At 40.8% G+C, this 14295-nt stretch carries 18 protein-coding genes; 4 read left to right on the top strand and 14 right to left on the bottom strand.

All coding sequences use genetic code 11. From position 1 onward, the window contains the following. Positions 1 to 178 precede the first annotated feature (178 nt). On the top strand, positions 179 to 1786 hold the full coding sequence (locus ACLFKQ_RS01580) for an NAD(P)H-quinone oxidoreductase subunit N (protein WP_448998170.1): 1608 nt from the start codon (positions 179 to 181) through the stop codon (positions 1784 to 1786). Between the two features lie 83 nt (positions 1787 to 1869). On the opposite strand, the gene ACLFKQ_RS01585 is transcribed toward ACLFKQ_RS01580, so the two are convergent. Further along, entirely contained in the window at positions 1870 to 2616 is a 747-nt protein-coding gene (locus tag ACLFKQ_RS01585; protein WP_448998171.1) for an ABC transporter ATP-binding protein, read from the bottom strand. Positions 2617 to 2801: 185 nt separating this feature from the next. On the opposite strand from ACLFKQ_RS01585, the gene ACLFKQ_RS01590 reads away from it, so the two are divergent. Continuing rightward, complete coding sequence (locus tag ACLFKQ_RS01590; protein ID WP_448998172.1) at positions 2802 to 3944, top strand: glycosyltransferase family 4 protein; 1143 nt, start codon at positions 2802 to 2804, stop codon at positions 3942 to 3944. A 187-nt stretch (positions 3945 to 4131) separates the two neighbouring features. Here ACLFKQ_RS01590 and ACLFKQ_RS01595 read toward each other — a convergent pair whose 3' ends face one another. Beyond that, on the bottom strand, positions 4132 to 4680 hold the full coding sequence (locus ACLFKQ_RS01595; RefSeq protein ID WP_448998173.1) for a hypothetical protein: 549 nt from the start codon (positions 4678 to 4680) through the stop codon (positions 4132 to 4134). A 176-nt stretch (positions 4681 to 4856) separates the two neighbouring features. On the opposite strand from ACLFKQ_RS01595, the gene ACLFKQ_RS01600 reads away from it, so the two are divergent. Beyond that, positions 4857 to 6182: an ISNCY family transposase gene (locus tag ACLFKQ_RS01600; protein ID WP_448998174.1), complete on the top strand. Its 1326-nt coding sequence runs from the start codon at positions 4857 to 4859 to the stop codon at positions 6180 to 6182. Between the two features lie 235 nt (positions 6183 to 6417). Here ACLFKQ_RS01600 and ACLFKQ_RS01605 read toward each other — a convergent pair whose 3' ends face one another. Then, on the bottom strand, positions 6418 to 6636 hold the full coding sequence (locus ACLFKQ_RS01605; RefSeq protein ID WP_448998175.1) for an SDR family oxidoreductase: 219 nt from the start codon (positions 6634 to 6636) through the stop codon (positions 6418 to 6420). Positions 6637 to 6654: 18 nt separating this feature from the next. Continuing rightward, on the bottom strand, positions 6655 to 7167 hold the full coding sequence (locus tag ACLFKQ_RS01610) for an NADPH-dependent F420 reductase (protein ID WP_448998176.1): 513 nt from the start codon (positions 7165 to 7167) through the stop codon (positions 6655 to 6657). 93 nt (positions 7168 to 7260) lie between these two features. On the opposite strand from ACLFKQ_RS01610, the gene ACLFKQ_RS01615 reads away from it, so the two are divergent. Then, entirely contained in the window at positions 7261 to 8433 is a 1173-nt protein-coding gene (locus ACLFKQ_RS01615; RefSeq protein ID WP_448998177.1) for a transposase, read from the top strand. Between the two features lie 95 nt (positions 8434 to 8528). On the opposite strand, the gene ACLFKQ_RS01620 is transcribed toward ACLFKQ_RS01615, so the two are convergent. The 10 genes from ACLFKQ_RS01620 to ACLFKQ_RS01665 form a co-directional block, all read right to left on the bottom strand. Next, the gene (locus ACLFKQ_RS01620) at positions 8529 to 8834 is read right to left on the bottom strand and encodes an SDR family NAD(P)-dependent oxidoreductase (RefSeq protein ID WP_448998178.1); all 306 of its coding nucleotides are present in this window, start codon (positions 8832 to 8834) and stop codon (positions 8529 to 8531) included. 269 nt (positions 8835 to 9103) lie between these two features. Continuing rightward, positions 9104 to 9979, bottom strand: a complete 876-nt coding sequence (locus ACLFKQ_RS01625) for an MBL fold metallo-hydrolase (protein ID WP_448998179.1) — start codon at positions 9977 to 9979, stop codon at positions 9104 to 9106. Between the two features lie 54 nt (positions 9980 to 10033). Continuing rightward, a complete protein-coding gene (locus ACLFKQ_RS01630) occupies positions 10034 to 10492 on the bottom strand; it encodes a VOC family protein (RefSeq protein ID WP_448998180.1) in 459 nt (152 codons plus the stop codon). A 20-nt stretch (positions 10493 to 10512) separates the two neighbouring features. After that, positions 10513 to 11094 (bottom strand): YybH family protein, encoded by a 582-nt coding sequence (locus ACLFKQ_RS01635; RefSeq protein WP_448998181.1) that lies wholly within the window; start codon positions 11092 to 11094, stop codon positions 10513 to 10515. 64 nt (positions 11095 to 11158) lie between these two features. Then, positions 11159 to 11548 carry a YybH family protein gene (locus ACLFKQ_RS01640; RefSeq protein WP_448999430.1) on the bottom strand — a complete coding sequence of 130 codons (390 nt, stop codon included), beginning with the start codon at positions 11546 to 11548 and terminating at the stop codon, positions 11159 to 11161. A 113-nt stretch (positions 11549 to 11661) separates the two neighbouring features. Continuing rightward, positions 11662 to 12222, bottom strand: coding sequence for a hypothetical protein (locus ACLFKQ_RS01645; protein WP_448998182.1), 561 nt, complete (start codon positions 12220 to 12222; stop codon positions 11662 to 11664). 37 nt (positions 12223 to 12259) lie between these two features. Next, entirely contained in the window at positions 12260 to 13276 is a 1017-nt protein-coding gene (locus ACLFKQ_RS01650) for an NADPH:quinone reductase (RefSeq protein ID WP_448998183.1), read from the bottom strand. A gap of 41 nt (positions 13277 to 13317) precedes the next feature. Beyond that, complete coding sequence (locus ACLFKQ_RS01655; RefSeq protein ID WP_448998184.1) at positions 13318 to 13767, bottom strand: YybH family protein; 450 nt, start codon at positions 13765 to 13767, stop codon at positions 13318 to 13320. A 59-nt stretch (positions 13768 to 13826) separates the two neighbouring features. Continuing rightward, positions 13827 to 14039, bottom strand: a complete 213-nt coding sequence (locus ACLFKQ_RS01660; RefSeq protein ID WP_448998185.1) for a nuclear transport factor 2 family protein — start codon at positions 14037 to 14039, stop codon at positions 13827 to 13829. Next, on the bottom strand, positions 14008 to 14274 hold the full coding sequence (locus tag ACLFKQ_RS01665) for a hypothetical protein (RefSeq protein WP_448998186.1): 267 nt from the start codon (positions 14272 to 14274) through the stop codon (positions 14008 to 14010). The genes ACLFKQ_RS01660 and ACLFKQ_RS01665 overlap by 32 nt, the downstream gene beginning before the upstream one ends. Positions 14275 to 14295 lie beyond the last annotated feature (21 nt).

Consider the following 14295-nt stretch of genomic DNA (forward strand, 5'->3'; position numbering starts at 1 on the left):
ATCTCTAACCTCAGTTTAATTTCAACATAACCAATATCGCTTTAGAGTTTCTATTTTTTTTCGAATCGCAAGCAAATTTATTCCTTTCAGGAATTAAACTGCTTGCAAGTTACAATCCTTTGTAAAGCTTTTCGATCTTAATTGTCCAATCCTATCTATTTTTCTCTATCCCAACAATATGGATTTTTCTAGTAATATTGCTTCTCAGCTTAATGCCGGGGTAATTTTGCCTGAAGGCATCGTCACGATTACCCTAGTGATTATTTTAGTTGGCGATTTAATTTCGGGGCGCAGTTCCTATCGCTGGTTGCCCTATGCGGCGATCGCCGGATTACTGGCTTCAATCGTAGCTTTGGCTTTTCAGTGGGATACTCCCGAGCCGATCGCTTTTTTGGGTTCGTTTAGCGGGGATAATTTCAGTATCGTGTTTCGCGGCATAGTCGCTCTGTCTGCTGCTGTTACCATCCCCATGTCAATTCGCTATATTCAGCAGTCGGGAACTTCCCTAGCCGAATTTATCGGCATCCTGTTGTCGGCAACCATTGGCGGTATGTTTCTCTCGGGAGCTAACGAACTGACGATGGTGTTTATTTCTTTAGAAATGTTAAGTATCTCTTCTTACCTAATGACGGGATACATGAAACGGGATCCTCGTTCCAATGAAGCAGCGTTGAAGTACTTGTTAATTGGGGCTTCTAGTTCGGCAATTTTTCTCTACGGCATTTCCCTACTGTATGGACTATCTGGCGGTAAAACCAATCTCAATGCGATCGCGGCAGCAATTACCGATATTAGTGGCGGTCGCGCTTTGGGTTTGGCAATTGCTCTCGTATTTGTTATTGCCGGTATCGCCTTCAAAATTTCCGCCGTACCCTTTCACCAATGGACACCGGACGTTTATGAAGGTTCTCCTACCCCCGTGGTAGCATTTCTATCTGTCGGTTCGAAAGCCGCAGGCTTTGCTTTAGCAATTCGTTTGTTAGTTACCGCTTTTGCTGCGGTTACCGAACAGTGGCACTTTATCTTTACCGCCTTGGCAATACTTAGTCTGGTACTGGGTAACGTCGTCGCCCTAGCGCAAACCAGTATCAAACGAATGCTAGCTTATTCTTCCATCGCCCAAGCTGGATTTATCATGATCGGTTTAATTGCTGGTACGGATACTGGCTATTCGGCAATGGTATTTTATCTGCTGGTGTATCTATTCATGAACCTGGGTGCATTTACCTGTATCATTCTCTTTTCTCTCCGTACTGGTACCGACCAAATTAGTGAATACGCCGGTTTGTATCAAAAAGACCCCTTACTTACTCTCTGTTTGAGTATTTGCTTGCTCTCTTTAGGAGGAATTCCCCCCTTAGCTGGCTTCTTCGGTAAAATTTACCTGTTCTGGGCTGGTTGGCAAGCAGGACTGTATACTTTGGTGCTGTTGGGCTTAATTGCCAGCGTCGTCTCAATTTACTACTACATTCGCGTGGTCAAAATGATGGTAGTCAAAGAACCCCAGGAAATGTCCGAGTCGGTCAAAAATTATCCTGAGATTCGCTGGAATCTTCCGGGAATGCGACCTCTTCAGGTGGGTATAGTTCTTTCAACGGTCGTAACTTCACTAGCGGGAATTCTCTCCAATCCTTTATTTACCCTCGCCAGCGACTCGGTTACCAGCACCCCAATCTTACAGGCAGCGGTCGTCCAACAGGAATTATCCCAAGAGCAAATTACAGTTTCGACTACAGCGGTAGAACCATCTCAGACAAATTTAGTTAATTACGATCGCTCTGAATAAAACTCTACTCAGGCGATCGCTACTGGGGACGTTGTAAGTAAACGTCCCTTTTTTGTTGAAAATCAACTTCCCAGACGACTTTTTTAAGAAGCAACTGCCACATTAAGCATTTCTTCCGGACTGAGATGAGAGTAAGTTACCCGACCATCTTTAAACCAAATAATTCTCTCAGTCAAGCGAGCCACATCTGGTTCGTGAGTCACCATGACTACGGTAATTCCTGTACTGTGAAGTTCGCCAAAAATACTTAACACTTCTTTAGTAGTCTGAGAATCTAAGGCTCCAGTCGGTTCGTCAGCTAACAGCAATAAAGGTTGGTTAACAATCGCCCGAGCGATCGCCACCCGCTGCTGCTGTCCCCCAGAAAGCTGATTGGGACGATTATGAAGTCGATTACCCAAACCAACCTTAGTTAGAGCTTCAACAGCGCGATCGCGCCTTTCTTGATAGGGTACGCCAGCATATACCATAGGCAGCATGACATTTTCTAGGGCACTAACTTGAGGCAGCAGATGAAACTGCTGAAAGACAAAGCCGATTTTACGATTGCGAATCGTTGCTAGTTCTTCGTCTGAAAGCCCTGCCACTGCTACGTTATCTAAATAGTAATTGCCGCTAGTAGGGCGATCCAAACAACCGATAATGTTCATCACTGTAGACTTACCCGAACCAGAGGCACCCATAATCGAGCAGTATTCGCCTGGTGAGATAGTTAGGTTGACTTTGTCTAAAGCATGAACTGCAGTATTGCCGCTGCCATAGATTTTATCGATTTCTTCGAGACGGATCAGTGTCGAAGAAGATTTATTAGAATGGGTCGAAGTTTCCATAGTATGTTGCGATCGCACTGTTTAAAAATAATCGTTAAATAAATAGTTTTAGTTCTATTGTGGCAATTCTTTTTGCACAAAGAAAAAATCTTCTAATTATACGGTTGTCAACAGCAAGATATGCTTTGAGTTGTTTGTGGGTACGATGCTATATGCCTGTTGACCGTAAATCAGATTAGACAAAAATGAAAATAGCATACGTAACAACTTACGATTCTTCAAATATAAAGAATTGGTCGGGTTTAGGGTATTATATTCACTCAGCACTACGGAGTCATGATATTCAAACTGAAACTATTGATAATTTGATAGACAAAAACCATGTAACATTTGGGTTAAAGCAGAAATTATATTCAAAGATATTCTCTAAGCGGTATCTGAAAACTCGCGAACCGATGTTTTTGAAAGATTATGCCGCTCAAGTAGACTCTGCTCTAGCAAATATCAATTACGATGTCGTGTTTAGTCCTGGAACAATTCCGATCGCGTATTTACAAACTAATAAGCCTATAGTCTTTTGGGCAGATGCAACTTTTGCTGGTATGGTGAATTTTTATCCAGGCTATAGCAATTTATGTGCTGAAACCATTGCTAAAGGCAACAAAATGGAGCAGTTAGCTCTATCCAAATGTCGGCTTGCTATATATAGTTCGGAATGGGCGGCCAACACAGCCATAGAGAATTATGATGTCGATTCAAACAAAGTTAAAGTGGTACCGTTTGGCGCAAATATAAACTGCAAGCGAAATTTTCATGATATAAATTTGCTCGTAGAGAACAAGCAATTCGACATCTGCAAACTATTGTTTGTGGGAGTAGATTGGACTAGAAAAGGTGGAGATACTGCTCTTAGAGTTGCCGAGTTGCTAAACAAGCGGGGGATAAAAACCGAACTACACGTAGTTGGCTGTAAACCACAAGTCGAGTTTATACCTAGCTTTGTAAAATTACATGGGTTTGTTTCTAAGGCAACAGATAAAGGAAGGGAAATTTTAGACCGCTTATATTCTGAATCCCATTTTTTCATTTTACCTTCACGAGCAGAATGCTATGGAGTCGTATTTGCTGAGGCAAGTTCATTTGGTCTTCCATCTCTTGCTACAAAAGTAGGTGGTATTACCACAGCAGTGAAAGAGCGCAAAAATGGATATACTTTTTCGTTAGATGAAAGCCCTGAAAAATACTGCGTTTTTATTGAAGAGTTTATGTCATCAAAACAAAAATATGCCGAACTAGCTGCATCTTCATTTACTGAATACTCAAAAAATCTCAATTGGTCTTGCTCTGGTAAAAAAGTATATGAACTATTACAAGAATTTTGCCACTAAAAGAGAAATTGTGTAAATAGATAGGATAACTTCAAACTATTTTTTAGAGTTAACCATGGTAACGTTATAAATCGGCTAATCTATCTACTTCTTAAACCTGAAAAATAATAAAGCAGTAGGTAATTTTACCCTACCTACTTAACTTTTAAATATTGGATTAGAGTCATCTTAGCTCGACTTTATCCAATCAAGCAGCATAAATAGCAAGATCTCTCAAACGGTTGAATAAAGAACGAGGGACTTTTACGATGTCAGCAGGATTAGATGACATGGAAAAACTGCTAGCCCAGAGAAATCGACGCACCAGAGCTAAGGCATCAGAAAAAGTAGGCAGAGATTTGACATACCAACTTTTTTGTCTAGTAGTCCAAGTAAAATCGGTTTGTAAATGATGAGCTAAAAGAGTAACCAGAGAAAATAGCCCCAAAATAAGAGGAGTAGTGCGTGCAATGGCTAAATTTGACCATTGGCGTTGAGTTTCTAGACCCAAATGTCTTCTAGCTTCTTCAAAGGTTACTTCCATTTGCCAACGACGTGTAAACCATTCTAAGATTTGCTGGGGTTGATATTTGGAATTAGTACACAGCAAAGCCTGAGTCTTAAATTTGCCCAAAGGATCGCGGACTAAAATCCAGCGAATCGGAACAACAGGCAGTCCAGTATGATACCAAACAGCTAATCCTGTAGTAATTTCTACTTGACGCTCAGTTTCTCCATACCAACGCAAAAGCGTCATGCTTGTCCAGTGTGTACAGCAATTCTCATTTTAAGATTTCATGACATTGAAACCCAGTCCAGAATCGTTACAAGCAGAAGAATTGGGAATTAGTTCTCTATTCAACATAGAGAACTAAAACAAGAAGGGGCAATTAGCTTAAAGTAAAAGGCATTAACCTTCGCTGGAGTGGCAACATGGGTTTAGCAATAGGGATGCCTGAATTATTATCGATGCTAACCGACGAGTTAGATGAGCTGCCCGATGAAAGAAAACAGGGCAATAACACCAAATATAGGGTTGAAGAAGCGATAAAAAGTGCTTTTTCGGTCTTTTTCATGCAATCGAGGTCATTTTTAGACCATCAACGCTTGATGAAAACCCAGAAAGGGAGAGATAATGCGGCTAGTCTGTTTGGGATCGAGCGCATCCCCTGTGATAATCAGATTCGTACCCTGCTCGACCCGGTGCCAGCTTCAACGGTGTTTGGGGTCTTTCGCTCCGTCTATGACGGTTTGTCAAAAACGGGAAATCTCAAGCCCTATCAGTGCTTTGGTGGAGAATTTTTACTGACTCTCGATGGCACTGAATATTTCTCGTCCAAGAAGATTCACTGCTGTCACTGTTGCCATCAGACACATAAAAACGGCAGCACCACCTATTTTCACGCTGCTGTAACACCAGTATTAGTGGCTCCAGGACGACCACAGGTCATCAGTTTAGAACCTGAATTCATCACTCCCCAAGATGGTCACGACAAACAAGATTGTGAAAACGCTGCTGCCAAGCGTTGGATTGCTGCCCATGCCTGTGAGCCACAAGACCCGCCTGTAACTTTACTTGGGGATGACCTCTACTGTAACCAACCCATCTGTGAAAAGGCTTTGAACCATGGCTATCATTTTATCTTCGTCTGTAAGCGAAGCTCCCATCCAGAAGTTTATGACTGGGTGGATTACCTCGAACGAGTCGGTGAAGTGCAAACTCTGACCGAGATTGAGTTCCATGGACGAAAGCGTTTGTCTGATCACTATCGTTTTGTGAATAAAATTCCCCTCAGAGCCACCCAACCAGCCCTGGACGTAAACTGGTGTGAGGTGACGGTAACAGATACCAGCAACCAGAAAACTCTATACTACAATGCCTTTGCTACTTGCCATGAAATTCATGCCCAGAATGTGTCCGAGATTGTCACTGCTGCTCGTGCACGCTGGAAGGTAGAAAATGAAGGGAATAATATTCTCAAAACTAAGGTTTATCATCTCGAACATAATTTTGGTCACGGTCAAAACCACCAGGCAGAACTTCTATTTTGCCTTAATTTATTAGCCTATCTCTTCCACACCACTCTGGATTTAATCCACATCACTTATCGTGCCGTTCGCTCCATGTTGGTTACTCGCCAAACCTTCTTCAACGAGCTTCGGGCACTGACCAGATATTTATGGTTTGAGAGTTGGCAGACTTTGTTCGAGTTTATGCTGAGGGAGGGAAAAGCACCTGACGGGGTTAACTCTAGCTAAATTTCGCGACTGTTGAACCTGAACCAATTCGCGCCCCTTATAGCTCTACAAAGTAATAGCTGGTTGTTCCAAGTATTACTTGGCTTTTTCATGGCTCAAAACGAACTTGCTCAGGGATGATAGCTGCTCCGGAGCTTACTTTGACTCACAATCAATTAACTCTTCGACTTTGTTCGCGAAAAAGTTTCGCGAACAAGTTCCCAATTTTTATCTTTTACCCTCTATTTTCTTCCGTTCAGGTTTCAAAATGAGAATTGCTGGGAGCGATCGTTTCTGGTTTATCTAAATCTAAAATTACGCTACTAATACCTTTGTCTTTAAATGCTTGAGCTTTTTCAGGAGAACGAGTAGCAGCAATAACATTAATATTTTCATTGTCTGAAAGTTGGTTTACTACTTCACCACCAACTTTACCCGTAGCACCGAGAACTAGAATATTTGGTTTGTCAGTCATGATTATTAATTTTTGAGTTTAAAGATTACTAATTTTTCGTCCTCCTAGACGTTGTGTTTGTGCAGCAGGAAGAATTTGCAGAGATAGTATTGCCAAAGAACCAAGATTTTGACCAATAATCATATAACGAATAAAATCTGCCATTTTTTCTAGCATTCTGGCGTTGCGAAGCTGTCCTGAATCAATTGGCGTAAATCCAATTTCTTCAGCTAACTGCATTACTTTCTGACAAGCTGCTTTATTGTCCCCTGCTACAAAACAGGAAACATTAAGATCTTTAAGTGGAGAAGGAGCTAGTTCAAATACTTCTTGAGCAAAAGTGTTAAATGCTTTGACTATATGAGCTTGAGGAACTTCTGAAGCTAGCTTTTCTGCTAATGAATATTCAATCGGCTGATAATCAAAGTCTTCAGGAATGTCGTAATTATTACAATCGATAATAATTTTATCTGCCAAGACATCTAAGGAGGTCAAAACTTCGGCTGGATTTATACCGCGAATAGTGTAGAGTAAAATCTGACTGCCTGACACAAGTAACTAAAAGTACTGATATACGGTAACTGAAAAGAAAAGGGAGAGAATTCATGGTTAGCTAAAAATAGATGTTTTTAAGCTTTGTATTCCATGTCTACCTCTACCCCACTTTATAATCAACTGTTCAGATTGCTAAGTCAACATAGTAACTATCGCGATCTACGGCATTTAAAAGCCTTAGTGTGGATGATTATCGGTTTAATCCATAGCGGTAAAATCTGCTTGAGCGAATGGGAATGCTACATCCCCAGTCGTGCTAGAAAAGCCCAAAGTTTTGAAAGAAAGTGGCAAAGATTTGTCAGTAATCAGCGAATTCGAGTTAGAAGCTTGTATGTCCCGTTAGTTCTGGGAGCAATCAAAAACTGGCATTCTCAACGCCTTTATTTAGCACTAGACACAACTATGCTCTGGAATCGGTTTTGCATCATTCACCTTTCAATTGTTTGCGGTGGAAGGGCAAGACCATTCTTGTGGAAAGTATTAGAACACAAAAGTTCGACAGTCGCTTTTACCGAATACAAACTAATGTTGAGATTAGCCGCAAAATTACTATCTGATTATTCCAATATCATGCTCTTAGCTGACCGTGGTTTCGCTAATCATGAATTAGTCAATTGGCTGCAAGATAGTAAGTGGCATTACTGTCTGCGATTACCCTGCGATGTCATTCTACACGGAGTCAGAAAGCATCCAATTGAATTAAAGTATCTCTGTCCGCCAAAAGCTCAAGCAGTTCTGTGTCATGACGTTGGTTTATGGCTCGATGGTAAATACCGTTGCAACGTTGTCCTGGCAAACGTTAAAGGAGTCAAAGAGCCTTGGGCTATGATTACCGATGAAAATCCATCCTTACAGACTCTTTGGCAATACGGACTGCGTTTCCGTGTTGAAGAATTATTTTTAGATTCTCAATCAGGAGTATTTCAGTTGGAAGACTCGAAAATCCGCCATGCTAAAGCTTTAGAACGTCTATATTTAATTGTCGCACTGGCTCTTCTTTTTGCCACTTGTCATGGTATAACGCTTCAATTAAAAGGACTTAGAACTCAGGTAGACCCTCACTGGAAAAGAGGCCTAAGCTATCTCAAAATTGGTTGGCGATGGCTCAAGGGCGTTTTGCATAAAGGTCGCGATTTGTTCTTTCCTAGTGCTTTGTTATCTCAAGATGTTCAACCTTGTTTTGCTTCTCTAAAAGCTAAGAAACACCAATATGATGCTATCTGGTTCAGTCGTATTCAGGAAATCAAATGTTATTCCAATTGACTTTTCCTAAGATGTGTCAGGCAGTCAGGAGTAAAATTTCTCCAAAAGATGCAGCTGCATCTTTTGTTCCACCTCGTGTATTATTTTGAGCGAGTTTAGCTACGGCTTGGTCTTTTTCTATAGTACGCCCGCCAAAAAACACTTGATGTCCTTGTTCTGCCTACAATATACCTAGCGATCGCCTTTTCTACTCCAGCCTTAACTCGTGTTGAATTGGTAATATCCATTTCTATTGCCACTGCACGTCCTGGGGCGAGTGCTTCAAACTCCGCCATCTGTGACTGGTTTCGCAGAGTACCAGCGACATAACCACCCCGCTCTAAAATTTTCTCTGCCAAAGCACGACCTAAACCCGAAGAAACACCAGTAATCAAAACTTTCTTGTCTTTAATATTTGTCATGACTATAAAATATCCATCCTTTGTTTGTTTTAAATTGTGTAGAGAAATTACAGTTAGATTAAAAATTCGCCATTAAAATTGTCTTCTCAAATCTTGCTAATTATTGTCTTTTCTTGCCTTTTTAAGATGAGCGATCGCTTGTAAATTAGTTAGATAGTCAGGACTTACGCACTTCAGCACTCTAAACTTGATTTACCGTTACTGACTCGCTGCTCAAACAACGAAATTTCATTCAACTGCGTAAGTCCTGATAGTTACAAAATTGACAATCATGCTGCCTTTTGCATCCATTCAAGACACTTTGTTAATTCTTGCTGCATTTTTTGAGCATTTGCATGATAGCGTCTGCCATGTCCTGGTAACACCCATTCAAAATTATATTTAGTTAGTTTCGCCATCGATTTGGTTAACTCCGTCCACGAATACCAACAAGCACGACGAAAAGCGATTAGCTGATGATAATTATCAGACCACGCCAAATGGTCGCCAGTAAATAAGAACTTGTCGTCGTACAGTAAAACCGTATGTCCTTCAGTATGACCAGGAACAGTAATAATTAGCAGATCATCAGCTAACTGATAATTGTCCGTACCAGTTAAAACAATTTCCACATCTTTTGTATTCTGAGAAATCTCGTCCTGATGTAAAATGCGATCGCAACCAAAATGGGCATTAAATTTACGATGGTCAGCAACATCATCGCGATGGGTAAGATACATATATTTAATTCCTCCCATTTGTTCGATTTGTTTGACCAATGGGGGTGCGAAACGGGGAGAATCTACTAAGATATTTCCTTCAGGGCGTTGAATTAAGTAACTTGCAGCACCAAAGGAAGATTCAGAATGATAGCCACAATGATAGATATTCTCTGCTATTAAAAGCGGAAATCTTGATTGTACTGACTTGATTTCCTGGGGTTTCTCTACCGTCCCAATCGAAGCTGTCGGACAAGCCAGCAATGCTTCAAGTGCTTGAATGCGTTCTTCAGGATTACTGGGTTGATGGTAGACAGCAGATTTAGAGCCTTCTTGACGGTAAATATTGGGAGCCATCCAACGACAGGTATCGCAGTTGATACAAGAGCGATCGACATAAAAATCACCGTCAACATTTTGAGAGCGTCTTTGTTGTAAGTTAGCCATATTTGTCTATAAATTATCCTTATCGATAAATTACTTTGTTACTATCTTCGAGTTTTATTTTGTAGAGTTCATTTCACCTGAAAACTCGATTACATTACCGTTATTATCTTTAATGAAGCCCACTCTTACGCCAACATTGGGATAATCGGCTGCTTCTACAAATGTCGGTACGCCTTTTTGATTTAGTTCTGAAATAGCATCATCTACACTGTCCACTCGAAAACAAAAATGTCCGATACCAGTTGTGCGTAATGCCTCACCAAAGTCTTTAAAATCGGGCATTCCAACTCGCGCTTTAGTAGTTCCTACCACCTCAATGCGAAAGCCATTAACATCGAGATAGGCTAATTGTAAATCTGGTAATTCATCTACAGTCCATTCTTTTTCAATTGTTGCGTTCAGTTTATCTTGATACCACTGAAGCGTTTCTTGATAGTTAGTAACGCTAATCATTACGTGGTCTATCCGCATTGAATTAAGTCCTGTTCTAGTTTCTGTGTTTGGATTTGACATAATATTTTCCTAGTTGATTTTTATTCATTGACGGGACCCCAAATATTTTCGTGAACAATAACCCAATCGCCGTCGCGTTTTTCAAGCAGTAAAGTAGCGTGTGCGCGGGCATTAAATTCTGTCCCATCTGGTTTTTTGCCGTAATTATCCACATATAAAGCGACTGCTGCTGCATCTTCTGACTGAGGATATACTCGAATACTTTCTGTTACAGGAGTGAATGTCCAGTAATCGTAATCGCGAACAAATGCCGACCAGGTATCATGATGGTCTTCTACTCCCTGAAAGACTGTCTTAGACTCAGCATCGGTAAAGTCAAACCCTAATAGTTCGTCGCTTTGCAAATAGTATGGTGCAATAGATTCGCGGGTAAACTGAGATGCGTTATCTTTAGGACTCCAAGCCTCACCCCAATCATCGATAAATTCTCGAATTTCAGTTTCTACCTGAGTAGAGTCAAATGTATCTTGAGCAATCTGAATTATTTGGCGATCGCGAAGCGCACCCGAGAAGTAATCGCTACTATCAAAAGACTTTTGGGCTAAAATTGGACTACCAGATAGAATCAAAGCCGATATTCCTAAGGAAATAAAATATTTCATTTGAAACTCCTAAATAATTTTGCGGTTTAATTTTTGAGATGATTAGTTTAGTTAACCGACATCGCTATTGGGCATTGACAGGAACAGAAAAATGTTCGTGAATTAGCTGCCAGCTTCCGTCTTGTTGCTGCCAAATCATAGTCATGCGTCCATCAGCCTTTACGCTTCTACCATCTTGATAATCGAGTTCTACGCGACCCGTACTTGTTGTCCAAGCTACATCGCCACGACGAGTAACTTCTACGTCATCGTTAATTTTTAGATCGAGTCTCTTCAAGCCATCAAACACATTTTGTTGTACTCCTTCTTTAAATGAATTCCAACCTACATAACCAGCACGAGGTTGCCACGGAACAAAAAATACTAGATCGTCTTCATTGGCATAAAGTTCTTCTGCTGCCTGCCAGTTGATTTGTCCATTTTCAGTTGACCAAATAGCAGCAAAGCGTTCCACCAATGCTTGAAATTCTGGATCTGGTTGTACTTGCGCTGATGGCTTGTAGGGTTGGTCTAAAACAAATGGTGTTGAACCATCTGGTACTGCTGCTGAGGCGTGTTCGTGTAAAATTAGCCAGCGTCCATTAGGTTGTCTTCCCAGATATGAGTGACTCTAGGTTTTAGAGTACTTTTTCGACTATCAGCAAAATAGGTATCAACATCAGCCAGTGAAGTCGTGTAAACAAGATTGTCACTAAGGCGAAATACTTTTAACTCTCCACCATAACGAATGTCAGCCCGAACAATATTAGATTCAGCCCAAGTTTTATATACTTGTCCAAATTTTTGCCAACCTCGATAACCCTCTATAGGAGGTAGAGGATCGTAGTAAATAGCATCGGGATTTTCGGTGTAGAGAACTGCTACATCATCTAGTTCCGTGGGAGCGACATTGCCATTTTCATCCGACCAATAAGACCAAGAAGCGTAATAATAATCAATCAGTTTACGAAAGAAATCAAGTTCGCTACGACTATTATTGGTGGCTTGAGAATTCGGTGCGACATCTTCATTGACGGTATATTCAGCAGCTTCACTTTTCAGATTAAGAAAAGAGCAAGTTAATAATAAAAAAGCGATTGTGATTTGGCTAAGATTTTTTTTCGGGAACCAACAATAATTCTGATTCATTGTTTTTATTTGTTTGGTGTTATTTGATAGTTTGGGATTAAGCGATTTCAATAACTGCTTTACCAATCATTTCTCCGCTATCTTGTGCTTCGTGGGCTTCGGCTACCTCATTTAAAGCAAAACGACGGGAAATATTATGATGTAGCGCACTTGCTACTAAAGCTTCAGTAATGTCTTCAATGGCTTTTCGTTTCGCCTCTTCGGGCATGGTATAAACTAAAATTAAGCGAATTGTCGTGTTGATAAGCAACATAGAAAGAAACGGTAACTCTGGGCGATCGCTGGGATTGGCACTAGAGTAGGAAACAATTATCCCATTGGTTTTGAGTAAGGCGCTGGTAACGGGTAGATTCGCAGTAAAATTGACATCAATGACGCGATCGATACTCCGTTCTTTTCCTGTAATTTCTTGAATGCGCTGCACTACATCTTCAGTTTTATAGTTAATAATTTCATCTGCACCTGCGGTTTTAGCTACTTGAGCCTGCTGAGGACGACTAACAGTAGTAAATACTTTTGCTCCTCCCCACTTAGCTAGCGCGATCGCATAGTTACCTACTGCACCAGCACCACCTGTAACTAAGATTGTTTTTCCTTCAACTGAACCATCGGCAAAAACAGCACGATGAGCCGTCATTGCAGGAACGCCTAAGCAAGCACCTTCAACAAAACTAGTGTTGTCTGGCAAAGTTACCGCTTGCTGGCTAGGTACAACCACATATTCTGCTGCCGTTCCCAACGGTCTTTGCCGTTGTGCCTCATAGATCCAAACTCGTTCGCCAATCCGTTCGCGTTCAACACCATTTCCTACACTTTCAATGACTCCCGCACCATCCTGGTGAGGAACAATGCGCTCGAATACTTGAGGAATACCACCCCAACCACTACGAACTTTAGTATCAGAGGGATTTACCCCAGAAGCATACACCTTAATTCTTACCTCGTTGTTGCCTGGTTGAGGAAGAGGAATAGGCATTTTTCCATTTTTAATAACCTCTTGTGCTGCACCCTGCTTTTCGTACCAAGCAGTTTGCATGAGTTGTTCCTTGTCCATAAATGTCACCTCAGTCTGAATAAATTACTGCTGATATTTATTTACTCTGGTATTTCTCCACCAGTTAAGTGTTCATGAACGAATCGCCACTGACCATCAAGTCGTTTCCAAACATGAGTACCATATTGTTTGGCTTTGATTGTTCGTCCGTCTTTTCCCTTTCCGCCACCAACCCAGGAAAAGGTCGTTACCGCTAAATCCCCATCAATTGAAATTTCCCAATTATCTTCTAAATCGACGTTCCAATAACTAAAACTCTCCATCAACGGCTTCCAAGTATCGAGATATTCTTCCAGGCTATGTAGTACTACTACCTCATTTTGAAAATTATCGAAAACCAAGATTTCGTTTTTTCCCGTAGCAAATATTTCTTCAAAACCCTCACCCGTAAATGTCTTATCTTGAGGACTCCAGATGTTTATCCATTTTTCTGTCAATCGGCGAATTTCGGTTTCGTCTTTTGTTAACTGAGATTGTTTTGTTATATTCATATTTACATTGTGTTTAGTAATTTAATTTGCCCAAAAAACTGCTCTGTATATCGATCGCTTTATTGTAATGAAGAAGGAGCAGATAAATGTTCGTGAATCATCACCCATTTTCCCTCTCTCTTTTCCCAAATTCCCGTTTGTCTCTGTACCAGCTTTAATTCTTTTCCATCTTCAAGTAAAGCAACAAGATCGTGTAAAACCGTAGTCCAGACTAAATCGCCACGTCGAAATACATTTAAATCATCTCTCGCCCTTAGCGATAAAGAATTCATGCTTAATGTCTTTTTCATTTGAGCAAATGCGGTTTTCGGTTTTCATCTCAGAAACATTAGCAAAACTGTGCGGTGTAACTGCATCATAATGTAGTAGGACTTCATTAGCATAGAGTTGTTCTATTTCTGCCCAATCTGGTTCTCCTGCTTTGGTCGTCCAGGCTTGGCTATAATCATTGATTCTAGTTCTTAGAGATTCCAAATCCTCCGTCAGATTTTTCTCGATCTTAGACATATCGTGACCCTCTGTTTGAAA

The sequence above is a fragment of the Myxosarcina sp. GI1(2024) genome, from assembly GCF_053543375.1.